Source organism: Nonomuraea sp. CX421 (genome assembly GCF_059358955.1).
Genome location: NZ_JCADBK010000001.1, coordinates 329,830 through 352,324, shown reverse-complemented (window position 1 = coordinate 352,324; position 22,495 = coordinate 329,830). Strand labels below are relative to the sequence as shown.

At 73.1% G+C, this 22,495-nt stretch carries 21 protein-coding genes; 9 read left to right on the top strand and 12 right to left on the bottom strand.

Annotation, left to right across the window (positions count from 1 at the left end; translation table 11 throughout):
- Positions 1-181: 181 nt before the first annotated feature.
- Genes AC5L3X_RS01630 through AC5L3X_RS01610 form a run of 5 tightly spaced genes read right to left on the bottom strand, consistent with a single transcriptional unit; the run spans position 182 to position 4,688 of the window.
- Positions 182-1,204: a branched-chain amino acid ABC transporter permease gene (locus AC5L3X_RS01630; RefSeq protein WP_494854587.1), complete on the bottom strand. Its 1,023-nt coding sequence runs from the start codon at positions 1,202-1,204 to the stop codon at positions 182-184.
- Entirely contained in the window at positions 1,201-2,061 is an 861-nt protein-coding gene (locus AC5L3X_RS01625; protein WP_494854585.1) for a branched-chain amino acid ABC transporter permease, read from the bottom strand. The genes AC5L3X_RS01630 and AC5L3X_RS01625 overlap by 4 nt, the downstream gene beginning before the upstream one ends.
- Positions 2,062-2,086: 25 nt before the next feature.
- Positions 2,087-2,746 (bottom strand): ABC transporter ATP-binding protein, encoded by a 660-nt coding sequence (locus AC5L3X_RS01620; RefSeq protein WP_494854583.1) that lies wholly within the window; start codon positions 2,744-2,746, stop codon positions 2,087-2,089.
- Complete coding sequence (locus AC5L3X_RS01615; protein WP_494854582.1) at positions 2,743-3,498, bottom strand: ABC transporter ATP-binding protein; 756 nt, start codon at positions 3,496-3,498, stop codon at positions 2,743-2,745. Before AC5L3X_RS01615 ends, AC5L3X_RS01620 begins: the two co-directional genes overlap by 4 nt.
- Before the next feature lie 2 nt (positions 3,499-3,500).
- Entirely contained in the window at positions 3,501-4,688 is a 1,188-nt protein-coding gene (locus AC5L3X_RS01610; RefSeq protein ID WP_494854580.1) for an ABC transporter substrate-binding protein, read from the bottom strand.
- Between the two features lie 88 nt (positions 4,689-4,776).
- Here AC5L3X_RS01610 and AC5L3X_RS01605 point away from each other — a divergent pair, with 88 nt between their 5' ends.
- From AC5L3X_RS01605 to AC5L3X_RS01590, 4 genes are all read left to right on the top strand, one after another.
- Positions 4,777-5,619 (top strand): PaaX family transcriptional regulator, encoded by an 843-nt coding sequence (locus AC5L3X_RS01605; protein WP_494854949.1) that lies wholly within the window; start codon positions 4,777-4,779, stop codon positions 5,617-5,619.
- Positions 5,620-5,691: 72 nt separating this feature from the next.
- The gene (locus AC5L3X_RS01600) at positions 5,692-7,197 is read left to right on the top strand and encodes an acyl-CoA synthetase (protein ID WP_494854578.1); all 1,506 of its coding nucleotides are present in this window, start codon (positions 5,692-5,694) and stop codon (positions 7,195-7,197) included.
- A 56-nt stretch (positions 7,198-7,253) separates the two neighbouring features.
- Positions 7,254-8,354 carry a 5-methyltetrahydropteroyltriglutamate--homocysteine S-methyltransferase gene (locus AC5L3X_RS01595; protein WP_225261965.1) on the top strand — a complete coding sequence of 367 codons (1,101 nt, stop codon included), beginning with the start codon at positions 7,254-7,256 and terminating at the stop codon, positions 8,352-8,354.
- Positions 8,355-8,402: 48 nt separating this feature from the next.
- A complete protein-coding gene (locus tag AC5L3X_RS01590) occupies positions 8,403-8,759 on the top strand; it encodes a hypothetical protein (protein ID WP_225261964.1) in 357 nt (118 codons plus the stop codon).
- A gap of 62 nt (positions 8,760-8,821) precedes the next feature.
- On the opposite strand, the gene AC5L3X_RS01585 is transcribed toward AC5L3X_RS01590, so the two are convergent.
- Positions 8,822-9,289, bottom strand: a complete 468-nt coding sequence (locus tag AC5L3X_RS01585) for a MarR family winged helix-turn-helix transcriptional regulator (protein WP_225261962.1) — start codon at positions 9,287-9,289, stop codon at positions 8,822-8,824.
- A gap of 160 nt (positions 9,290-9,449) precedes the next feature.
- Here AC5L3X_RS01585 and AC5L3X_RS01580 point away from each other — a divergent pair, with 160 nt between their 5' ends.
- Positions 9,450-11,468 (top strand): MMPL family transporter, encoded by a 2,019-nt coding sequence (locus AC5L3X_RS01580; protein WP_494854576.1) that lies wholly within the window; start codon positions 9,450-9,452, stop codon positions 11,466-11,468.
- Positions 11,469-11,487: 19 nt separating this feature from the next.
- Here AC5L3X_RS01580 and AC5L3X_RS01575 read toward each other — a convergent pair whose 3' ends face one another.
- Positions 11,488-12,651 (bottom strand): pyridoxal phosphate-dependent aminotransferase, encoded by a 1,164-nt coding sequence (locus AC5L3X_RS01575; protein WP_494854575.1) that lies wholly within the window; start codon positions 12,649-12,651, stop codon positions 11,488-11,490.
- Between the two features lie 217 nt (positions 12,652-12,868).
- On the opposite strand from AC5L3X_RS01575, the gene AC5L3X_RS01570 reads away from it, so the two are divergent.
- The 3 genes from AC5L3X_RS01570 to AC5L3X_RS01560 are packed head-to-tail and all read left to right on the top strand — an operon-like array spanning position 12,869 to position 16,475.
- Positions 12,869-13,627, top strand: a complete 759-nt coding sequence (locus tag AC5L3X_RS01570) for a carotenoid biosynthesis protein (RefSeq protein WP_494854573.1) — start codon at positions 12,869-12,871, stop codon at positions 13,625-13,627.
- Positions 13,615-15,216 (top strand): phytoene desaturase family protein, encoded by a 1,602-nt coding sequence (locus tag AC5L3X_RS01565; RefSeq protein WP_494854571.1) that lies wholly within the window; start codon positions 13,615-13,617, stop codon positions 15,214-15,216. The genes AC5L3X_RS01570 and AC5L3X_RS01565 overlap by 13 nt, the downstream gene beginning before the upstream one ends.
- Positions 15,213-16,475 carry a glycosyltransferase family 2 protein gene (locus AC5L3X_RS01560; protein WP_494854569.1) on the top strand — a complete coding sequence of 421 codons (1,263 nt, stop codon included), beginning with the start codon at positions 15,213-15,215 and terminating at the stop codon, positions 16,473-16,475. The genes AC5L3X_RS01565 and AC5L3X_RS01560 overlap by 4 nt, the downstream gene beginning before the upstream one ends.
- On the opposite strand, the gene AC5L3X_RS01555 is transcribed toward AC5L3X_RS01560, so the two are convergent.
- The gene (locus tag AC5L3X_RS01555; protein ID WP_494854568.1) at positions 16,426-17,022 is read right to left on the bottom strand and encodes a glycerol-3-phosphate acyltransferase; all 597 of its coding nucleotides are present in this window, start codon (positions 17,020-17,022) and stop codon (positions 16,426-16,428) included. The genes AC5L3X_RS01560 and AC5L3X_RS01555 overlap by 50 nt on opposite strands.
- Here AC5L3X_RS01555 and AC5L3X_RS01550 point away from each other — a divergent pair.
- Positions 16,997-17,818, top strand: coding sequence for a spheroidene monooxygenase (locus AC5L3X_RS01550; protein WP_494854567.1), 822 nt, complete (start codon positions 16,997-16,999; stop codon positions 17,816-17,818). The two genes, AC5L3X_RS01555 and AC5L3X_RS01550, sit on opposite strands and share 26 nt — an antisense overlap.
- A 5-nt stretch (positions 17,819-17,823) precedes the next feature.
- Here the strand turns inward: AC5L3X_RS01550 and plsX are convergent, their stop codons facing one another.
- The 4 genes from plsX to AC5L3X_RS01530 form a co-directional block, all read right to left on the bottom strand.
- A complete protein-coding gene (gene plsX / locus AC5L3X_RS01545; RefSeq protein WP_494854565.1) occupies positions 17,824-18,849 on the bottom strand; it encodes a phosphate acyltransferase PlsX in 1,026 nt (341 codons plus the stop codon).
- Between the two features lie 118 nt (positions 18,850-18,967).
- A complete protein-coding gene (locus AC5L3X_RS01540) occupies positions 18,968-19,867 on the bottom strand; it encodes a phytoene/squalene synthase family protein (RefSeq protein ID WP_494854563.1) in 900 nt (299 codons plus the stop codon).
- A complete protein-coding gene (locus AC5L3X_RS01535) occupies positions 19,864-21,330 on the bottom strand; it encodes a phytoene desaturase family protein (RefSeq protein WP_494854562.1) in 1,467 nt (488 codons plus the stop codon). The genes AC5L3X_RS01540 and AC5L3X_RS01535 overlap by 4 nt, the downstream gene beginning before the upstream one ends.
- Entirely contained in the window at positions 21,327-22,382 is a 1,056-nt protein-coding gene (locus tag AC5L3X_RS01530) for a polyprenyl synthetase family protein (RefSeq protein ID WP_494854560.1), read from the bottom strand. Before AC5L3X_RS01530 ends, AC5L3X_RS01535 begins: the two co-directional genes overlap by 4 nt.
- Between the last annotated feature and the right edge of the window lie 113 nt (positions 22,383-22,495).

The following is a 22,495-nucleotide window of genomic DNA, read 5'->3' as shown; positions in this document are numbered from 1 at the left end:
CCACGGAGGGGGACGTTCCCTTCTGGTCAGGTTTTCACCGTCTTGAGAGGTAGGCCCCGACCAGGTCGGGTAACGGCCACACCGCGCGCGTGCTCGACGTGCGTGCCTCCGACGCGGGCCGCCGGCCGGGTGGTCCGGCGGGCGGCTTTGGAAAGATCCGGCAAAGGTTCCGGCGGTCCCGTCAGCGGGTCTCGGCAGGAGAGCCGTCCCGTTCCTGCTCCAACGGCTGCCGGGTCCGGTCACGCCGGGCGGCCAGGCGGCCGGTGACGGCGGGCAGCAGTCCCTGGGGCAGGAAGAGGACGACGACGATGAGGACGAGCGCGTAGACCGCGTACGACAGCACGCTCGGCGCGTACGTCGGCATCCCCGGCACGGTGGCGAGGGTGTTGAGGCCCTGCAGCAGCAGGGTGATCGCGGTCGCCCCGACGACCGCCCCCCAGATCGTGCCGAGCCCGCCGACGACGGCCATCACGATGTACTGGATCGAGATGAGCACCGGGAAGGAGCCCGGCGCGACGTAGCCGGTGTAGAAGCAGTAGATGCCGCCGGCCAGCCCGGCGAAGGCGGCCGACAGGGCGAACACGGTCAGCTTGTAGCGGCCGACCGGGATGCCGGAGGAGGCGGCGGCCGTCTCACTGGTGGCCAGGGCCCGCAGCGCGCGGCCGGGTCGTGAGGTGATCACGTTGTGTGTCACCAGCATCACCAGCGCGAGCCCGCCCCAGGTCAGATAGGCGTACGCGGCCGCGCCGCCCATCTCGAACGAGCCGACGCCGAACTGCGGGATGGCCTGCAACCCGATGTCGCCGCCGGTGAAGTCGAGCTGCCCGGCGAGGGAGAGCAGGATCAGCTGCATGGCCAGCGTCGCGAAGGCGAGGTGGTGACCGCGCAGCCGGAGCAGCGGCGTGCCGATCACGACGGCGAACACCGCGGCCACGACCGGGGCCGCGACCAGAGCGACCGGCGGCGGGACGCCGCCCAGGCTGAGCAGGGCGGCGGTGTAGGCGCCGATGGCGTAGAAGGCGCCCTGGCCGAGCGAGACCTGGCCGGCGTAGCCCATCAGCAGCGATACCCCGACCGTGACCATCGCGGCGAGGCCGAGCAGGATGTAGACGGCCAGCGCGCTGTCGTCGAGCACCGCGGGCAGGGCGAGTGTCACCGCCGCGACCGGCAACCCGATCAGCGTCCCCACAGGCGGACGGCTCACACGGCCTCCTGGTGGATGGTCGAACGGCGACCGGCCCGTACGATCATGACGACCAGCATCAGGCCCAGCGCCACCTCCAGCTGGTGCGCCCCGTAGCCGTAGCCGGCGGCCATGGTCTCGGCGACGCCGAGCAGCAGCGCGCCGGCGAGCGCGACGACCGGCCGGGTGAGCCCGCCGAAGACGGCGGCGGCGAATCCGTTGACGATGAGCGTGACGTCGGTGTCGAAGGAGATCGGCCGCAGCGGCGTGACCAGCACCCCGGCGATGCCGCCGAGCAGCCCGCCCAGCGCGAAGGCCAGCAGCCCCAGCCGCCGCACGTCGAGACCGACCACCCGGGCGGCGTACGGGTTGGAGGCGCACGCGGTCAGCGCCTTGCCCAGGTAGGTGCGGCCGAAGAAGAGGGTGAGCAGGACGAACGTCACCGCGGTGACGGCGATGACGAGCAGGTGCTGCGTCTGGATCCGGGCGCCGGCGACGGTCACCGAGCCGGCCAGGCCGGGGGCCGAGCGCGGCTGGTCGCCCCACAGCACGATCTCGACGGCGTACGCGAGGACGCCCACGCCGAGCGTGACGATGAGCGACGACAGCGGCGTGGTGCCCGGCCGGCCGATGGCCGCGAGACCGGTCAGCAGGCCGGCCAGCGCCGCGACCAGCACGGCGGCGACCTCGCTGAGCCCGTGCGGCAGCCCGAGCCCGAGCAGCGAGGAGGCGCAGAGCCCCGCGACCACCGCGAAGGTGCCCTGGGCGAAGTTGACCACGCCGGTGACCCGGTGGACGGCGACCAGCCCGCTGGCGATGAGCGCGATGGCGCACCCGACGGCCAGGCCGTTCAGCAGGTAGCCGAGGAAGGCGCTCATGTGATGGCACCGCCGAGGTAGACGCTCATGTGATGGCACCGCCGAGGTAGGCGCCCGCCACCCGCGGGTCGCCGGCCAGGTCGGCGCAGTCGCCCTCGGCCACCAGCCGCCCCGACTCCAGCACGTACGCCCGCTCGCACAGCTCGAAGGCGAGGCGCGCGTTCTGCTCGATGAGCAGCACGGTCAGGCCCCGTTCCCGGTTCAGCTCGACCAGGTGCCGGGCCAGGCCGGAGGTGACGTTGGGGGCGAGCCCGAGGGACAGCTCGTCGACGACGAGCACGTCGGGCCGCGACATCAGGGCCCGGCCGAAGGCCACCATCTGCTGCTCGCCGCCCGACAGCACGCCCGCGCGCCTGGGGGCCAGCTCGGCCAGGCGCGGCAGCAGCGTGTAGACCGGGGCCGGGTCGCGCTGCCCGGAGCGCCAGCCGCCCAGGGCCAGGTTGTCGGCGACCGACAGGTCGGGAAACAGCTGGCGGCCCTCCGGGATGAGCGCCAGCCGGCCCTGTACGGTCACGGTGCCCGAGGCCGGGGTGAGGAGGCCGGCCAGGGTGTTGGCCAGCGTCGACTTGCCCGCTCCGTTGGGGCCGAGCAGGGCGACCATCTCGCCCGGCCGGATCGAGAGGGTGACGTGGTCGAGGGCGGTGGCGGAGCCGTACGAGACGACCAGGCCGGTGACGTCGATCATGACGCCTGCCCGAGGTAGGCGGCGAGGACGAGCGGGTCCGCGCGCACCTCGGCGGGCGGCCCGTCGGCGATGACCTGCCCGAGGTCGAGGACGACGACGCGGTCGGCGAGCCGGGTCACGAAGCCGACGTCGTGCTCGATGAGCAGGATCGTCAGCCCGCTCGCGCGCAGCTCCTCGACCAGGCTCGCGAGCCGCTCGCGCTCGCCCGCGCGCAGGCCGGAGGCGGGCTCGTCGAGCAGCAGCAGCCGGGGCCGCGCGCACAGGGCGCGGGCGAGCTGCAGGGCGCGCTGCTGGCCCATCGGCAGCCGGTCCGCGGGCCGGTCGGCCCACTCGGCCAGGCCCACGCGGTCCAGCGCGAGACCGGCCTCGCGGGCGATCTCCCGCTCGTCGCGGCGGTGCCGGGGCAGCCGCAGCGCCGCCGAGACGAAGCCGGCCCGGGTGCGGCCGTGCATCCCCACCATGACGTTCTCCCGGACCGTCATGCCGCGGAAGACGCGGGCGCCCTGGAAGACGATGGCCATGCCGAGCCGGGCCCGCCGGTGCGGCGCGAGCCGTTCGACCGGCCGGCCGAGAAAGGAGACGCCGCCCCGGTCGGCCGCCAGATGGCCGGTGATCAGGTTGAACAGGGTGGACTTGCCGGCCCCGTTGGGCCCGATGACACCGCACACCTCGCCCTCGCCGACGGCGAGAGTGACGTCACGCACGGCGTAGACACCACCGAAGGAGCGCGAGATCCCGGTGACCGCGAGCACGGCTACCCCGCGCCGACGGTCTTGGCGAGCTGTGTCCTGGCCCACTCCGTGGGGACGAACTGGCCGTTCTTGACCGTGTTGACCGAGATGAACTCGGGGGACAGCCCGGAGTGGTCGGTGGGGGAGTAGCGGAACCGGCCGTTCGGGGTGACCAGGTCCATGGTCTCCAGCGCCTGCTGGATCTTGGGCTTGTCGGTGCCGCCGGCCTTCCTGATCGCCTCGAACAGCAGCAGGCAGGCGCTGTAGCCGTCCTGCGCGAACTGCGGCGGCGGATAGCCGTGCTTCTCCTGGTAGGGCTTGGCCATCTGCTCGATGATCTGCTTCTGCCGCCCGTCGGGCAGGTGCTCGCCCACGACGCCGATCGCGCTCTGCACGGTCATGCCTTCGGCGGCGGCGCCCATCGGCTCCAGCCAGAGCTTGCTGGCCTGGGACGCGGTCAGGAACAACGGCACCTTCAGCCCGGCGGCCGTGTACTGCTTGGCCGCGGTGACGCCGGGCGCGCCCGAGCCCCAGAAGACCAGCGCCTCGGCGCTCGACTCGCGGACGTGCGTGAAGATCGCGCTGAAGTCGGAGGTCGTGGTCTCGTACGGCTCGTCCACGGCGATCTTCACGTCGTACTTCGGGGCGAGCGCGACCATCGCCTTGTGCCCGGACACCGAGTAGGCGCTCTTGGAGTCCCAGGCCACGGCGACCGTCTTGACGCCGATGGCCTGGATGTACTGCAGGTAGCGCTCGGCGTACATGCTGGACAGGGCCGGCGTGACGAAGACGTACGACTTGATCGGCTCGACCTGCTCCTGGGCCGGCGCGAGCGACAGGTAGGGCATCTTGTCGCGCTGCGCCAGCGGCTCGATGGCCAGCGCCGCGTTGGAGAAGACCGGGCCGATGAGCGCGTCGATCTCGCCCTTGATCTGGTTGTAGGCCACGATTCCCTGATCGGGCGCGGTCTTGTCGTCGCGGGTGACCAGCTCGACCTTGCGGCCGTGCAGCCCGCCCTGGGCGTTGACCTGCTCGACGGCCAGCTCGACGGCCTTCTTGTCCTCGCTGCCGAGCGGCGTGTAGTTGCCGGTCAGGGAGACGATGAGGCCCACTCTGATCGGGTCGCCGGCGCCGGATCCGCCGCTCGCGCCGCCGCCGCACGCGGTGACGGCGAGAAGGAGACAGGCCAGGGACGGGAGTAACCGGCGCATCTGGACCTCCGGGACCGCGATGAGGCCCTGAATGTAGGCAGGTACATTACAGCTGTCAAGAGAATGCCCAACCTTGCTGGGTCAGGAGATGGACGTGACCGGACCAGGCCGGGACGGCGGAGTGCGCCCCCAGTCGGTGATGCTCACCTTCCTCGGCGACCACGTCCACGGCAATGACATCTGCGTGTTCTCGGGCAGCTTCATCGACGCGTTCGCCAGGGTGGGGATCTCGAAGGAGGCGACCCGCTCCACGTTGACGCGGATGGCCCGCCGCGGGCTGTTGCGCCGCCAGCGGGCCGGCCGCCGCATGTACTTCGGCCTGACCTCGGTGAGCGCCCAGGTGCTCAGGGACGGTGGGCGGCGCATCTGGGGCAGCGGGGTGGTCAACGACGACGGCGACGACCGGTGGACGCTGATCGGCTTCTCCCTGCCCGAGTCCTGGCAGCGCCAGCGGCACGAGCTGCGCTCGCGGCTGACCTGGGCCGGGTTCGGCCCGTTGCGCAACGGCCTGTGGATCGCTCCAGGCGAGGTCGACGTCACGCGGGTGATCGACGATCTGGGCGCCAACGTGCGCGTCTTCGCGGCCGAGCCCCGATCGCCCACCGACATGCGGGCGCTGGTCGCCGACGCCTACGACCTGGCCGGGCTGGGGCGGCGCTACCAGGCGTTCCTGCACCGGTGGGATCGGCCGGACCCGATGCCGGAGGCGCCCGACGACCTGGCCCGCTCGCTGGTGCTGCTGACCGAGTGGTTGCAGATCATCCGGACCGATCCGCGGCTGCCGCTGCGCCACCTGCCCGGCGACTGGCCGGCCCAGCAGGCCCAGCGCGTCTGCCACGCGCTGCACGAGAGGTTCCGGCCGGAGGCGGAGGCGGTCGCGAGCGCGATCCTCGACACGGTGCCTGACGCGCAAAGTTGGGCAGATCAGTGACAGCCGTTGCACACTGGCCTAACTTGAGGGCGGGACCGATCTGACCGTCGACCTGACCGTCAAGGAGTGCCGATGCGCAACCAGGGGCTCGGCTCGTGGCCGGCGCGCCGGGCGCGGATGACGCCGGACCGGGTGGCGCTGAGCCACCGGGGAGATAACCGGACCTACCGCGACCTGCGGACCAGAACCGATCGGCTCGCCCACGCGCTGCGCGGTCTCGGCGTGGGGCGCGGCGACCGGGTCGCCTATCTGGGAGTCAACCATCCGGCCCTGGTCGAGACCTTCTTCGCCGCGGGGCTGCTGGGGGCGGTGTTCGTCCCGCTCAACCACCGCCTGACCGCGTCCGAGCTGAGCTTCGTCGTCGAGGACGCTGGCGCAGCGATCGTGCTGCTCGGCGACGGACAGGACGGCTCCGGGCTCCCCGGCCGGCACGTCGCGGCCGGCGACTACGAGCGGCTGGTGGCCTCGGGCGCCCCCGGCCCGATCGACGAGCCGGTGGACCGCGACGACCCGTGCCTGATCATGTACACCTCGGGCACCACCGGGCACCCCAAGGGGGCCGTGCTCACCCACGCCAACCTGACCTGGAACGTGGTCAACCTGCTGGTCGACGTGCCGTTCGCGCACGACGAGGTGACGCTGATCAGCGCCCCGCTGTTCCACATCGCCGCCCTGGCCCAGACGCTGCTCCCGAGCGTGCTCAAGGGCGGCCGGGCGATCCTCGAACCGTCCTTCGACGTGGCGCGCGTCTTCGACCTGATCGAGACCGAGCGGGTCACCGTGATGTTCGGCGTGCCGTCGATGTTCGGCTTCCTCGCGCGGTCGCCGCGCTGGCCGTCGGCCGACCTGTCCAGCCTGCGCCATCTGCTCTGCGGCGGCGCTCCTGTGCCCATGCCGCTGATCAGGTCGTACGAGGAGCGTGGGCTGACCCTCCTGCAGGGCTACGGCATGACCGAGACGGCGCCCGGCGCGCTGTTCCTCGCCGCAGAGCACGCGGCGGACAAGGCGGGCTCGGCCGGTGTGCCGTGCTTCTTCACCGACGTCCGGCTGGTCGCGCCCGACGGCTCCGACGCCGCTCCGGGCGAGCCCGGCGAGGTGTACGTGCGGGGCCCCAACGTGATGCCCGGCTACTGGCGGCGCCCCGAGGAGACCGCGAAGGTGCTGTCGCCCGACGGCTGGTTCCGCTCGGGAGACCTCGGGGTGGCCGACGAGGACGGGTACGTCCGCATCTCCGATCGGATCAAAGACATGATCATCTCTGGCGGTGAGAACGTCTACCCCGCCGAGGTGGAGAGCGTCCTGTACGGCCACGCCGCGGTGGCCGAGTGCGCGGTGATCGGCGTGCCCGACGAAAGGTGGGGGGAGGTCGGCAAGGCGCTGGTCGTGCTGCGGCCCGGCGCGACGGCACGGCCCGCCGACCTGCTCGCGCACCTGGACGGCCGGCTGGCCCGCTACAAGATCCCCAAGTACCTGGAGTTCGTCGCCGAACTGCCCAGGAACGCCGCGGGCAAGCTGCTCAAGGCCCCGCTCCGCGCCCGCTACGGTGACCCGGCGCGCACCGGCGGCGCCGACGGCTGATCCCCCGACCCCTCGTCGACCCCTCGTCGCGACCGACCACGGAGGAGAAGATCCCCATGCGCACCTCACCGCCGTTCCGAGCCGACCACGTCGGCAGCCTGCTGCGCCCGCCCGCCCTGCTCCGCGCCCGCGACAGCCTCACCGGGGAGGCGCTGCGCGAGGTGGAGGACGAGGCGATCCGCGAGGTGGTGCGCCGCCAGGAGGAGATCGGCCTGCGGGCGGCGACCGACGGAGAGTTCAGGCGGGCCTCCTGGCACATGGACTTCATCTACCAGCTCGGCGGCATCGGCCAGGCCGCCGACGAGCGCATCACGGTCCGCTTCCACAACCGGCAGGGCGACATTGAGTTCACCCCCGCGGCCCTGCGGGTGCACGACCGGATCAGCCTGCCCCGGCCCGTCTTCGCCGACGCCTTCACGTTCCTGCGCGACACGGCCCGCACCGCGGTGCCCAAGCTGACCATCCCCTCGCCCAGCATGGTCCACTACCGCGGCGGGCCGGCCGCCATCGACCCGGCCGTCTACCCCGACGTCGAGGAGTTCTGGAGCGACCTCAGCGCGGCCTACGCCGAGCAGGTGCGCCGGATCGGCGAGCTGGGCTGCACCTACCTCCAGCTCGACGACACCAGCCTGGCCTACCTGAACGACCCGGCCCAGCGCGCCGAGCTGGCCGAACGCGGTGACGACGCCGAGCACATGCACCTGCGCTACATCAAGCAGATCAACGCCGCGCTCGCCGCCAAGCCCGAGGGCATGACGGTCACCACCCACATGTGCCGGGGCAACTTCCGCTCCTCGTGGGCCGCCTCGGGCACCTACGACTTCGTCGCCGAGGCGCTGTTCGGCGAGCTGGCCGTGGACGGCTTCTTCCTGGAGTACGACGACGAGCGGTCGGGCGGCTTCGAGCCGCTGAGGTTCGTGCCGCCGGGCAAGACGGTGGTGCTCGGCCTGGTCACCACCAAGACCGGCGAGCTCGAGTCCAAGGACGCGCTCAAGCGGCGCATCGACGAGGCGGCCAAGTTCGTCGACCTCGACCAGCTCTGCCTGTCGCCGCAGTGCGGTTTCTCCTCCACGGTCGAGGGCAACACACTCACCGCCGACCAGCAGTTCGCCAAGCTGGCCCTGATCGTCGAGACGGCACGGGAGGTGTGGGGCTGACAGGTTTGGCGCCCGCGCCTGGCGGTAGCTCGCATGCAGGGGGGAAGCATGAAGGGAATCGTTGTCTCTGGGGTCGGGTTGCTGGCCATCCTCGGGATGGTCGTGGGGTTCACCCGGGATGGCTCTGAACCACGAGAGGTGAGCGAGGACCAGTACCACGTCCTGATGGAGCAGTGCCGCTACGCCGACACCTCGGCCCGGCAGGCCGAATGCCGGGCGGCCGTCAAGGAGGGATACCGGGTCGGCAAGGTCGCCGATCCGACGCTCGACTGCCGCACCTACGTGGGCGTCACCGTATGCGGCGAGCTCACGCTGAGCGACGCCGAGCAGAAGTGCGTGCGCCACTCGGTCGACGAGGGGCTGCCCTACCGCCGTGCCGAAGTGGAGTGCTACGTCGCGGCATGACCGGATGCAACCGGACGGGGAGGCCCTGACGAAGGACAGGGTATGAGGTCGAGGACTGAGGGTCAGGCGGTCGACTGCCGCCTGGCCTTCGCCGTGGCCTCGACGGCGCGGTCGAGAAACCTGCCGATCACCTCGCGCTCCTCGGGGGCGAACTCGTCGATCACGGTGGCGAGCTGGCGGGCCAGGGGCGTGAAGAACTGCCCGGCCAGCCGGGCGGCCTGCTCGTTCAGCACCACCTCGACCTTGCGCCGGTCGGTGGCGCTGCGGCGGCGTTCGACGTGGCCGACGCCTTCGAGCCGGTTGATCAGGGCCGTCGTGGCGGGTGGGCTGAGGTTGAGCGCGGCGCCCAGATGGCCGGGGGTGAGCGGGTGGCCGGCGGCGTACGCGTCGAGGATGACCACGAGCGCGTTGAGGTCGGTGCGGTGCAGGCCGTGCAGGTCGGCGAAGCGCTCGGCGAACCGGTCGTTCTCCACGTTGAGGCGCCGGATCGCGAACATCAGCTCGGTGGCGTCGGGAATGCGCGCCGTCACGGTCCCCCCTCCCTCAGCTCCGCCTCTTGGGGCATGCTAACGTTTCCACCATCGAAATATTCCACCATGGAAAGAGTTTTACATGTGGCGAGCAGAGCCTAGTAGGTGGGACGTCTTGTGGGGCAGATCGGGTAAATGGCTCACGATCGTTCTCGCGATCGTGATCTCCGGCCTGGCTCTGGCGTTCGGCGGTGCCGCCAAGGTGAGCACCGACCCCGCCGACTCGCTGCCCAAGGGGGCGGAGTCGGCGGCGGTGGCGCGGCTGCAGCAGGAGTTCCCCAGCGGCCAGGTGCTGCCCGCGCTGGTCGTCTACAGCCGGTCGGGCGCGCTGACCGCCGACGACCGCGCCGCCATCGACGCCGACGCCGAGCGGATGGCCGCGCGGGCCGTGGGCGGCAGGGTGCCGCCGCCGGTCATGGCGCCGGAGGGTGACGTGGCGCTGCTGACCGTGCCCCTGGCGGGCACGCTGTCCAACAGCGAGCTGTCCGAGGCCGTGGCGCAGGTCAGGGCCGAGGCGCGAGACGGCCTCCCGGCCGGCGCGAGGGTCGAGGTCACCGGCGGCGCCGGGTTCAAGGTCGACCTGTCCTCGGTCTTCAGCGGGGCCAACATCACGCTGCTGGCCGTCACCGCGAGCGTCGTGGCGCTGCTGCTGCTGCTCACCTACCGCAGCCCATGGCTGTGGCTGGTGCCGCTCGCCGTCGTCGGGGTGGCCGACCAGGTCGCCGCCAAGGCCGTCGCCCTGCTCACCAACCTCACCGGGCTGACCGTCGACGACTCCACCCTCGGCATCACCTCCGTCCTGGTGTTCGGAGCCGGCACCAACTACGCGCTGCTGCTCATCGCCCGCTACCGCGAGCAGCTCCGCGTCCACGAGGACCGCCACCGGGCGATGTCCGCCGCGGTGCGGTCCGCCGCGCCCGCCATCCTGGCCAGCTCGGCCACCGTCGCGCTGGCGTTGTGCACGCTGCTGTTCGCGCTGTCGCCGTTCAACCGGGCCATCGGCATGGCGGGCGCCATCGGCATCGTGATCGCCGTAGTTTACGCGCTGATCGTGCTGCCGGCCGCGATGGTGCTGTTCGGCCGCGGGCTGTTCTGGCCCTTCGCCCCCAAGGTGGGCCAGGCCGATCCGGCGCGCGACGGGCTGTGGCGGCGCGTCGGCACCGGGGTGGCCCGTCGCCCGATCCTCATGACGCTGGTGAGCGTCGGCGTCCTGGCCCTCCTCGCGGTGGGCGCGGTGGGCGTACAGAGTGGGCTGTCGCAGACGGAGCAGTTCCGCGAGAAGGTCGAGGCCATCGCCGGGCAGGAGACCCTGAGCAGGGCCTTCCCGGCGGGCAGCGCGCAGCCGGTGGTCGTGATCGCCCGCGACCGGGCGGCCGAGGCCGTGCTCCAGGCCGCCGAGGGCGCACCGGGCGTCTCCACGGCCACCGTGGCCGACAGCGCGTCCGATCTCACCAAGATCAACGTCGTGCTGGAGGCCGAGCCGGGCAGCGACGCCAGTCTCACCGCCGTCGAGAAGCTGCGCGAGGCGGTCAAGGCCGTGCCGGACGGGCAGGCGCTGGTGGGCGGCCCCGAGGCCATCGACCTGGACGAACGGCAGGCCGCCACCCGTGACCAGTTCGTCGTCATCCCCTTGGTGCTCGGCGTGGTCATGCTCGTGCTGCTGCTCCTGCTCAGGTCGGTCGTCGCCGCCGTCACGCTGGTGACGACCGTGATCATCAGCTTCGTGGCCAGCTTCGGGGCCGGGTGGTTCGCCTTCGAGCGGTTCTTCGACTTCCCCGCCATGGACCTCTCGGTGCCGTTGCTGAGCTTCCTGTTCCTGGTCGCCCTGGGTGTCGACTACAACATCTTCCTCACCCACAGGGCCCGCGAGGAGGCCGTCCGCCAGGGCACGCACGCCGGCATCGTCACCGCCCTGGCAGTCACCGGCGGCGTCATCACCAGCGCCGGCATCGTGCTCGCCGCGGTTTTCGCGGTGCTCGGCGTGCTGCCGCTGATCACGCTCACCCAGCTCGGCATCATCGTCGGCTTCGGCGTGCTGCTCGACACGCTGCTGGTGCGCAGCGTGCTGGTGCCCGCCCTGGTCACGCTGATGGGCGAGCGCTTCTGGTGGCCGAGCCGCCCGCTGTCGCTGAGCGCCGCGCGGAGGCTCGACAGAGAGCGCGAGCTCCAGAGCTCGTAGAGTTGGCGGGGTTCGCGGGTCAGGCGGACAGCGGGTTGACCGCCCGGTGGTGCAGGCCGATGACGGGCATCTCGTGCAGGCTGCCCGAATACAGGAACTGCGTCATGCCGACCAGCAGCCGCCGCACGTCCTCCTGAGGGCGCACCACCAGCCGGAGAAACTGGCTGGTGGTGCCCAGCTTGTTGCCGCACTCGCGGACGTACACGCCGTGCTCGGTCAGCAGGTGGTCGCGCAGGGGCACCCCGTCATACCCGGGAGGCAGCTTCACCAGCAGGAAGTTGCCCTGCGAGGCGTAGACCGACAGCTCCGGCATGGTGCTGAGCTGCTGGAACATCACCCGCCGGTCCTGGCTGAGGCGCCTCAGGCTCTCCTGGTATTCGCCCATGCACTGCTTGATCATGAACACCACGACCTCGGCGAACGAGTTGAGGTTCCACTTCGGCAGCGCATCCCTCACCTTCCCGGCCAGCGCCGGGTTGGCCACCAGGTAGCCGAACCTGATGCCGTGCAGGCCGAAGTTCTTGCCCAGACTGCGCAGCACGATCACGTTCGGCCGCACCGCCGCCTCGGCGGCCACCCCCGGATACGGCTCGGCGTCCACGAAGTCGCCGAACGACTCGTCCACGATCACCAGGTCCAGGTCGATGAGCTGGTCGAGCAGCCGCAGCACCTCGTGCTTCGGCAGGTAGCCGCCGTCGGGGTTGTTGGGGTTGCAGATCACCGCCACGCGTGAGCCGCGCATCCGGATGAAGGACACGTAGTCGTTCACGTCGAGGGCGAAGTTGCGGCTCTCCAGCAGCGGATACATGTCGACCCGCTTGCCCGTCTCCAACGGCTGGTCGGTCCACCGGCCGAAGGTGGGGATCGGCACCGCCAGGCTGCCGCGCACCAGCAGATGGTCGATCCAGGTGATCAGCTCGGTGGACCCGTTGCCCATGGCGACCGTCTGGGGGTGGAGGCCGAGGGTGGAGCAGAGCTCCGCGGTGATCGTGTCCGCGCCACTCGGATAGAACTTGAGGATCGTCTCCAGATTTCGCCCGAGATGCTCGAATATCTCCGGTGTCGGGAAGTACGGGTTGCACGGGATGCAGAAGTCGACCGGTGCCCGTTGCCCGGAGGACCCGCGCAGCAGTGAGAAGTACGAAGGGCTGTGCGCCTGTGTACGCAAGAGGCTGAGCTCCACGACACCTCCATGGACGCGGGTCCGGACGTGTGGAGGTACGCGCCCGCGCGCCGACCGGTTCAGCCCGACGCCTCCGGTTCCGGTGCGTGACAGACCGGAGCGGAAAGATTCCCCCATGTCGGCGGTTCGGTAGTAACCCCCGCACAACGCCCGGAGAGCATGGAAGCGACCCGGATGCGACGCAACCGAGCGCCGCCCGGATCCGAAGGATCAGGACATGGACGCTCTTCGCGATGCACCCGTCACCCGGCCCGCGCTGGGTCAGGCGCTGGGCGCGGTGTTCCTGTGCGCCATGGTGGCCGCCCAGGTGATGTCCGGGCTGAGCGACGACCCGCTGCCGTTCACCGGTGTCGTCGTGGCGCTGCTGGCGGTGAGCGCCGTGGGCTTCGCGGCGGCGGCGCTGGGCTGGCCGCGGGCCGTGGCCGCCTTCGGCGCGGCGGTGGCGGTCGGCTACCTGGCCGAGCTGGTCGGCGTCCACACCGGGTTCCCGTTCGGCGCCTACCACTACACCGGCGCGCTGTGGCCGCAGGTCGGCGGGGTGCCGCTGGTGGTGGCGCTGGCCTGGGGCGGCATGGGGCTGGCCGGGTACGGGATCGGCGCCACCGTCGGAGGGCGGGCCGGCGTGGTGGTCGGCGCGCTGGCGCTGACCGCGTGGGACCTGTTCCTCGACCCGCAGATGCTGCGGCTGGGGCTGTGGTTGTGGGCCGAGCCGGGCCCCTACCGCGGCGTCCCGCTGAGCAACCTGGCCGGCTGGCTTCTGGTGTCCCTGCTGGTCATGGTGGTCGTCCGGCGGATCGCCGGGCCCGACCGCCCGGCCCGCGCCGGGCTGCCGGCGCTGTACACGACGATGGCCGCGATGGAGACGCTCGGCTTCGCGGCGGTGTTCCAGCCGCCCGATCCGCTCGTCGCGGCAGTGGGAGGGGTGGCGATGGGCACGTTCGCGGCGCTGGGATGGAGGCGGCTGTGGCTTCGGTGACCGTGGTGGGCGGCGGCTTCGGCGGCATGGCCGCCGCGCTCCTGCTGGCCCGGCGGGGCCACGAGGTCCGGCTGTACGAACGGCTGCCCCGGCTCGGTGGCAAGCTCGCCGAGCACCGTCGCGACGGGTTCACCTTCTCCCTCGGCCCCTCGCTGCTCACCATGCCGGACGTGTTCCGCGAGCTCGGGCTGGAACGGGAGCTGATCGAACCGGCCGAGCTGTGCCGCTACTGGTTCGCCGACGGCTCCCAGCTGACCGCCCGGCGCGACCCCGCCGAGATGGCCGCCGAGGTCGACCGCCTCGTCCCCGGGGAGGGCGCCGCCTGGCGGGCCTTCCACGCATGGGCCGGCCGCTGCCTCGCCGCCGCCGGCCGTACCTTCTTCGCCGGCCCTCTCACCCGCCCTCCCGAGCAGGCCCGTCCGGCCGACCTGCTCGCAGTCGCGCCCGGCCGCACCCTGCACGGCCTGGCCCGCCGCCACTTCCGCGACCCGCGCCTCGTCCAGTACGTCGACCGCTACGCCACCTACGCCGGCTCCGACCCGCACCGGGCGCCCGCCGCGCTCGGCTGCATCCCCGCCCTGGAGCACGGCCAGGGCGGCTGGTACGTGCCCGGCGGCCTGCCCCGGCTGGCCGACGACCTGGCGGCGCTGCTGGACAAGGCGGGCGTCGAGGTGCACCTGTCGGCTCCGGTGGCCGCCGTCACCGCCGTCGGCGACCGCGTCACCGGGCTACGGCTGGCAGGTGGCGAGCGGGTGCCCGCCGACATCGTGGTGGCCAACACCGACGCCGCGAGCCTGTACGGCGACCTGCTGCCGCACCGGCGGCGGCTGCGCCGGATCGCCCGGCTGGGCCGGTCCTCGTCGGTGTTGCTGCTGCTGGCCGGCGTCGAAGGCCGTACCCCCGGGCTGGCGCACCACTCGATCGTCTTCTCCGCCGACTACCGGCAGGAGTTCGCCGACATCTTCGAACGCCGCGTGCCGCCGCGCGACCCGACCGTCTACATCGGCTGCTCGGCCGTCGACGACCCGTCGCAGGCGCCGGACGGCACCGAGAACCAGGTCCTGCTCGTCAACGTGCCCGCCCGCGATCCGGGCCGGTGGCCGGTGTCCGTGGAGTCGTACCGGGATCTCGTGCTGGAACGGCTCGCCGAGCGCGGCCACGACCTGGCCGGGCGGCTGCGCTTCGTGGACACCTTCACCCCCGCCGACCTGCGCGACCGCTACGGAGCCTGGGGCGGAGCCATCTACGGCGCCGCCACCCACGGGACGCTCTCGCCGTTCCTGCGGCCCGGCAACCGCGGCCCCCGGCGCGGCCTCTACCTCGTGGGCGGCTCCGCCCACCCCGGCGGCGGCCTGCCCCTGGTCACCCTGGGCGCCCGCATCGTGGCCGGGCTCGTCGCCCAAGACTTCCCCACGGCGGCGTCGCCGAGGCGCGATGGCCGACCGGGCTCCCCGATTCGCGTGACCGGGCAGGCCCGACCAGGCGTTCATGCGCCCGGCGAAGGGCAGGCCCGATCGGGCGTTCATGTGCCCGGCGAACGGGAGGGCCGATCGGGCGGTAGGGCTGTCGACGAAGGGGAGTGCCGGTGAGAGTTCGGCCGCTTGTCGTCGCGCAGGCCGTCGCGGCCGTCGTCGTCGCCGCCCGTCTGGCCCGAGGCCGCGACCGCCTGCCGCCCCTGCGTCCCGCCACGCCACCCGCTGACGACCGGCTGTCCGGTGAGGTTCGGGCGCGGGCCATGAAGACGCCTGACGAGGCGGCCCGGATCGGGCGGGCCGACCGGGGAGTCTTTGCGGGAGTGCCGGCACATGAGGAGGAGGGCCGGGGCGGGCGGGCCGACCGGAGGATCTCCGTGGTGGTGCCGGCGCGGGACGAGGAGCGGCGGATCGGGCCGTGCCTGCGGGCGGCGCTCGCCGACCCGTACGTCGACGAGGTGATCGTCGTGGACGACGGCTCGACCGACGGCACGGCGGCGTTGGCCGCGTCCCTGGGCGCCAAGGTGGTCACCGGCGCCCCGCTGCCCGCCGGGTGGGTCGGCAAGCAGTGGGCGTTGCGCCAGGGAGTGGCTGCGGCGCGGGAGGACGTGGTCATCACGCTGGACGCCGACGCCCGGCCCGACCCGGGCCTGTTCGGAGCGGTGGCCGCCGCGCTCGACGGCCGCGACCTGGTCACCGTGGGACCTCGGTTCAGCTGCGACGGCGGCCTGGAGCAGGCGTCGCACGCGTCGATGCTGGCGACGCTGGTCTACCGGTTCGGCCCCATCGGCCCGGCCACTCCGCCCGCGCCGCACCGCGCGGTCGCCAACGGCCAGTGCATGGCGTTCCGGCGTGAGCGGATGCTCGCGGCCGACGGGTTCGCCCGGGTGCGCGACCGGATGACCGACGACGTCGCGCTGGCCCGCCATCTGGCGGGTGAGGGCTGGTCGGTCGCGTTCCTCGACGCGGGGGCGCTGCTGGAGGTCGACATGCACGACTCTACGGCGGAGCTCTGGCGCGAGTGGGGCCGGTCGCTGCCGCTGCGGGACGTGACCGGGCCCGGCTGGCAGGCGGCCGATCTGGCGGTCGTCTGGCTGACCGCCGCGCTGCCCGTGCTGCGGCTGGCGATCGGCCGCCCGTCCCGGCTCGACCTGGCGCTGCTGGCCGTACGGTGGCTGCTGGCGGCGGCGTTGCGCGGCAGCTACACCCGGCCCGGCGTCGGCCTGTGGCTCTCACCGCTGCTCGACCCCGCCACGGCGGTCCGCCTGACGCAGGCCACGCTGCGCCCGGTCCGCACCTGGCGGGGCCGCACCTACCCGCCGGCGGTCAGGGGCGCTGCGAGGCCAGGGCGGCCTGCCCGAAGCGCAGGCCGATGAGACAGAGCAGCGCGCCCGTCGCGGCCACCTGCGGGGCGGGGACGAACAGCAGCTGCAACACCGGCACACCGAACACGGCGACCCTGGCGCCCACGGCGAACGACCGGGCCACCAAGGAGACGAGCACCAGCGCCAGAACGGCCAGCAGGAAGGCGGGCAGGCAGATGACGGCGACACCCCCGGCGAAGGCGAGGATCGAGCGACCGCCCCGGAACCCGGCGAACACCGGCCAGGCGTGGCCGAGCATGGCCCCCGCCACGGCCACGTACACGGGCAGCACACTCGGTGGCACCACGACCGCCCACTCGCCGACGTGCCCGCCTCCGGCGAACAGGCCGAGCAGCCCCGCCGCGGTGCCCTTCAGCGTGTCACCGGCGAACACCGGCACCGCGGCCCGCCAGCCCAGTTGCTCCTTCATGTTCCAGAAGCCCGGGTTGCGGTCGCCCACCTCCCGGGGGTCGAACCCGTGGGCGCGCGCGACCAGCAGGGCGACCGGCACCGAGCCGGCCAGGTAGCCACCGATGAGCGACACCAGCACAGCGACCATCGCTTCGTTCCACCTCATCCGATATGACACCGTCGGCGCGATGCGCCACATGGCCTTCGACCGGCCGGTGCTGCGGAGCACCGGCGGGTTGCGGTTCTGGCGGCTGCTGGGCACCGGCCGGGGCCCGAGCATGTCGCTGGGAGCCGATCTGCGCCGCTGGGCCCTGTTCGCGGTCTGGCGTGGTGAGCCGGACCTGGACGACTTCCTGCGGCGCTCGCCGATCGCGGGCCGCTGGCGGGACGAGGCGCGGGAGTCCTGGCACGTCCGCTTGCGCCCGCTGGCCGCCCGTGGCGCCTGGGGCGGCGTCGACCCGTTCGCCCCCTTCACCCAGGTCGGGCGGCCCACTGTCGCCGCTGGGGTGACATCGCCCGGCGCCGCTGGACAGGATGCGACCGGTCTCGCCGGGGCCGTCGGACAGGACGCGGCCGGGCCCGTGGCGGTGCTGACGCGGGCGTCGATCCGGATCGGTCGGCTGGCGGCGTTCTACCGTGCGGTTCCGGCGGTGGACCAGGCGCTGCGCGAGCAGGAGGGACTGCTGGCCTCGGTCGGCATCGGCGAGTGGCCACTGGCCCGCCAGGCCACCTTCTCCCTGTGGCGCGACGCGCACGCCGTCCGCGACTTCGCCTACCGCACCGCCGACCACCGGACGGTCATCACCCGCGTACGGGCCCACGACTGGTACGGCGAGGAGCTGTTCGCCCGCTTCACCCCGTACGGAAGCCAGGGCGTCTGGAACGGCGCCGACCCCCTCGCCGGCTTCGGCTTCGGCGCCCACACCGGGAGCGGGACCGGGTGATCTGGTCACGGCACCGGCTCCGTGGCGAGAGGCGCTGTGACTTGTGAGGTGATCCGGGCCGCCACGTCGGCGCGGGCCAGGTCGTGGGCCACCACGCAGGCGCGGGCGATGGTGGCGGCCGTGGCGGAGCCGTGGGCCACGACCGCGGTGCCCTTGAGCCCGAGCAGGGCGGCGCCGCCGTGGGTGCGCGGGTCGTAGCGGGCCGCCACCCCGGCGAGCTGGGCGGGCGAGGCGATCCCGGACTCCGCGACCATGGCGAGCGCCGCGCGTACGGTGCCCTCGACGTTCTTGAGCACGACGTTGCCGGTGAAGCCGTCGGTGGCGATCACGTCCACGGTGCCGGCGAGCACGTCGTGGCCCTCGATGTTGCCGTGGAAGCGCACCGGCAGGCCGGGCAGGATCTCGGCGGCGCGGCGGGCCAGCCGGTTCCCCTTGCCGGGCTCGGAGCCGATGGACAGCAGCCCCGCCACCGGGTCGGCGACGCCCAGCACGACCCGCGCGTACGCCGCGCCGAGCAGCGCGAACTGGCCGACCATCTCCGGTGTGGGGTCGGCGGTCGCCCCGGCGTCGACCAGCACGCTGGCCCCGCCCCCCAGGGACGGCAGCGCCACGGCCAGCGCGGGCCGCAGGACGCCCTCGGCCCGGCCGATCCCGCGCACGGCGCAGGCGACGACCGCTCCGGTGGACCCTGCCGACACGAAGGCGCCTCCCGCGCCCCGCCGCACCAGGTCGCAGCCCATCACGAGACTGGAGGAGGCGCTGGCGGCGGCGCGCGCGCCCGGCTCGGCCATGGGGACGGCGTCCGGCGCGTGCACCACGCCGACGTCGCGGGCCGCGCCGAGCCGGTTCAGCCGGTCGCGCAGCAGCGGCTCGCGGCCGACGAGGAGCACGGGCACGCCGTGTTCGCGCCAGGCGCGCACGGCGCCGTCCACGGTCTCGGCCGGGCCGTGGTCGCCACCCATCGCGTCCACCACGACGGTCGGCATCACGACAGTCCCCGTCCCGGCAGTCCCCGTCCCGGCAGTCTCCATCCTGACAATCCCGTCACGGCAGATCCCGTCACGGCAGATCCCGTCACGGCAGATCCCGTCACGGCAGATCCCGTCACGGCAGCCCCGGTCCTGGCGGTCCCCGGGGCGGTGGTTCCCGTCATGACGGCTCCAGCCGCAGCAGGCGTTCGGCCCGGCCGGTCGAGGCCGAGGCGATCAGGTGGCGGGCGAAGGTGACGACCCGGCGGCGGCGCGGCACCCGTGCCCGCCGGGCCAGCACGTCGTAGCCGCCGCGCTCGATCTCGGTGAGGATGCCGCCGTACAGCTCCACGGCGGCGCGCACGCACGGCCGTGAGGAGGGCACGAGCAGTTCGATGCCCTCGGCGGCGGCGCGGTAGTGTTCGCGCGCCCGGTCCGCCTCGAAGGCGAGCAGCTCTCGTACGGCGGGCCCGGCGTGCGCCCGGCGCAGGTCCTCCTCCTCGACCCCGAACTTGGCCAGGTCCTCCTGCGGCAGGTAGACGCGCTCCCTGGCGAGGTCCTCCGACACGTCGCGGAGGAAGTTGGTGAGCTGGAAGGCCAGGCCGAGTTGGCGGGCGGGCTCGCGGGCCCGCGCCTCCGCGCCGGACACGGGCTCCAGGATCGGCAGCATCATGGTGCCGATGACGGCCGCCGAGCCCTCCATGTAGTCGAGCAGGTCGTCGTAGCTCTGGTAGCGGGTCACCGACAGGTCGGCGCGCATCGCGCGCAGGAAGGCGTCGATGTCGTCGCGGGCGACGCCGAAGGAGCGGACCGTGTGCAGGAAGGCGGGCAGCACCGGATCGCGCACCCGTTCGCCCGCCAGCCCGGCGGTCACCTCGGCGGCCAGCGTATTGAGCGCGCCCGCCCGGTCGCCGGTCACGAGGAAGGAGTCGACGATCTCGTCGGCGTGGCGGGCGAAGCCGTACAGGGCGTGTACGTGCCGCCGCTTCCACGCGGGCAGCAGGCGGGTGGCCAGGTAGTAGGAGCGGCCGTAGCCGGCGTGCAGCCGGCGGCAGCGTTCGTAGCTGGCGGTGAGCGTCATCGCGCGGCCTCCAGGATGCGGTCGGCGGCCAGCCGGCCGGAGATCAGCACCGGCGGCACGCCCACTCCCGGAGCGGTGTACATGCCGGCGAAGTGCAGCCCGGGAACCCGCCTGGCCATGCCGGACGGGCGGAACCAGGCGGTCTGGGTGAAACGATGGTCCAGTGCGAACGGGGTGCCCGCGCTGTGGCCGAGCCGCTGCCAGGCGGGCGGGTCCAGGACCAGGCCGGGGGCGTCGGACAGGGTGCCGTAGCCGAGGCCGGACAGCCGCTCGCGCAGGCGGTGCTCCAGCTCGGGGCGGAGCCGCCGCCAGTCGGCGCCCGTCAGGTTGGGGGCGGGCTCCAGCACGCTGAGCGTGGCGTGGCCGGCGGGCGCGGCGTCGGCGTCGCGCGGACAGGTGATCAGCAGGCTCGGGTCCGGCTGTGGCTGCCCGTTCTCCAGGGCGCTGAAGGTCTCCTTCCAGGTACGCCCGAAGTGCACGGTGTGGTGTGCCTGGTCGGGCAGCTCGCGGTCGAGCCCGGCGTGCAGCACCAGGCAGGACGGCGAGAAGCGGGGGCGGCGCCAGCGCCAGTCGACGGCCTGTTCGGGCAGCAGCCGGGCCGCGCGGGCGGCGGGCAGGTCGCAGGCGACCACCACGTGGCTCGCGGGCAGCCACTCGCCCCCGTCGAGCCGTACCCCTGTGACGCCGTCGCCGTCCGCCTCGACCCGGCTGGCGCGCACCCCGTAGCGCAGGCAGGCGCCCTTCTTCTCGGCCAGGGCGGCCAGTGCGCGCGGGATGGCGTGCATGCCGCCCCGCTCGGGGAAGTAGACGCCGCCGACGGTGTCCATGTGCGCGATCACCGCGTAGATGCCGAGTGCCCGCTGCGGTGACAGACCCACGTACAGGGCCTGGAAGGTGTGTGCCCTGATCAGCCGCTCGTCGGTGAGGTGGGCGGCGGCGAGCCGGTCGAGCCGCCGGAAGCCGCCGAGGGCGGCCAGCCTGAGCAGGGTCAGCGGCCGGACCAGAGCGCGCGCCCGGGTCATGTCGGCGTCGATGAACGCGGGCCACTCCGCCTCGAACAGCTCGCCGAGCCGCCGCCGGTAGGCGAGGTAACGGCCGGCCTCGGCCGGGCCGCAGAGTCGTCGCACCTGCTCGGCCATCTCCTCCCGCTCGGACACGATGTCCAGGTGGGAGCCGTCGTGGAAGGCCAGCCGATAGGCCGGGTCGAGGCGGCGCAGCGGCAGCCAGGACGCGAGGTCCTCGCCGGCGGCGGCGAACGTGTCGGCCAGTACGCCCGGCATGGTCAGGACCGACGGGCCGGTGTCGAACCGGTACGGGCCGGCGCTCGCGGTGCCGCAGCAGCCGCCGGCCCCGTCGGCCGCCTCGACCACGGTCACCTCGCGACCGGCCGCGGCGAGATGGACGGCGGCGGCCAGGCCGCCCAGACCGGCGCCGACCACCACCACGGGCGCGTGCCTGCTCATCGGAGCGTCCTCTCGGTGGCCAGGGCGGCGAGGTCGGCGAGGGCGACCACGGCATCGGCCGGCAGCTCGCGGGAGACCGCCAGCGCGGCGGTGGACTCGCTGACCAGCTCGGCGATGCGTTCCTCGACCGCCGCCAGGGCTCCGCAGGACACGATCAGCTCGCGCGCGGCGGCGAGGTCGTCCTCGTCTCGCAGGTGGTCGAGGAGCGCGGCGTCGAGGCCGGCTCGCGCGCGGGTCTGCGCGAGGAGGTAGGTGGCCTTGCCCTGCCGGAGGTCGTCGCCGACGGGCTTGCCGGTGTCGGCGGGGTCGCCGAACGCGCCCAGCACGTCGTCCCTCAGCTGGAACGCCTCGCCCAGCGGGATCGCGTACGAGCTCAGCCGCCGCCGGGTCTCCGGGGTGCCCCGCGCGATGGCGTGGCCGAGGTGCAGCGGCCGCTCGATGGTGTACTTGGCCGTCTTGTAGACCGAGATGTGCGCCGCCTGCCGCACGCCCACCGCGCCGCGTGCGGTCCAGGCCAGGTCCAGGTACTGGCCGCCGATCGCCTCCTGGCGCAGCAGGGTGAAGACCTCCAGCGCCGGGCCGAGGTCGTCGCCGGTGTCGAGCAGGGCGGCGTCGGCCCAGGTGAAGGCCAGCAGGCCGAGCAGGATCGCGGCCGACTCGCCGAACCGGCCGGGATCGCCCCGCCAGCGTGACTCCCGGTGCCGGTCGGCCAGGGCGAGGTGCGCGCTGACCCGGCCGCGCCGGGCGTCCGCCTGGTCCATGACGTCGTCGAGCAGCAGCGCCGCCGCGTGCATGATCTCGATGGCGCAGCCCGCCGCCAGGACCGCGTCGAGCCGGTCGTCCGTGCCGCCGGCCGCCCGGTGTCCCCAGTAGACGAACGACGGCCGCAGCCGCTTGCCGCCGTCGCGCACGAAGCCGGTCAGGAAGTCGCGCAGCGGCTCGGCGTCCTGTCCCAGGAAGGCGAGCCCGTCGCCCTGCCTGTCGAGGAACTTCTCCAGGCGGTCGTCGATCAGCTCGCGGACGGTGTCGGCCCGAGAAGTCACCGCGGTCATGGATGCCACTCCTCCGTCGCGAACGCTTCGCATCTGTTTCACACCCGTGCCCGATCGCTGGTATCGAGGCGTCCGGGGGCGCGTAAAGAACTGATGATCAACGGCTTCCTCTC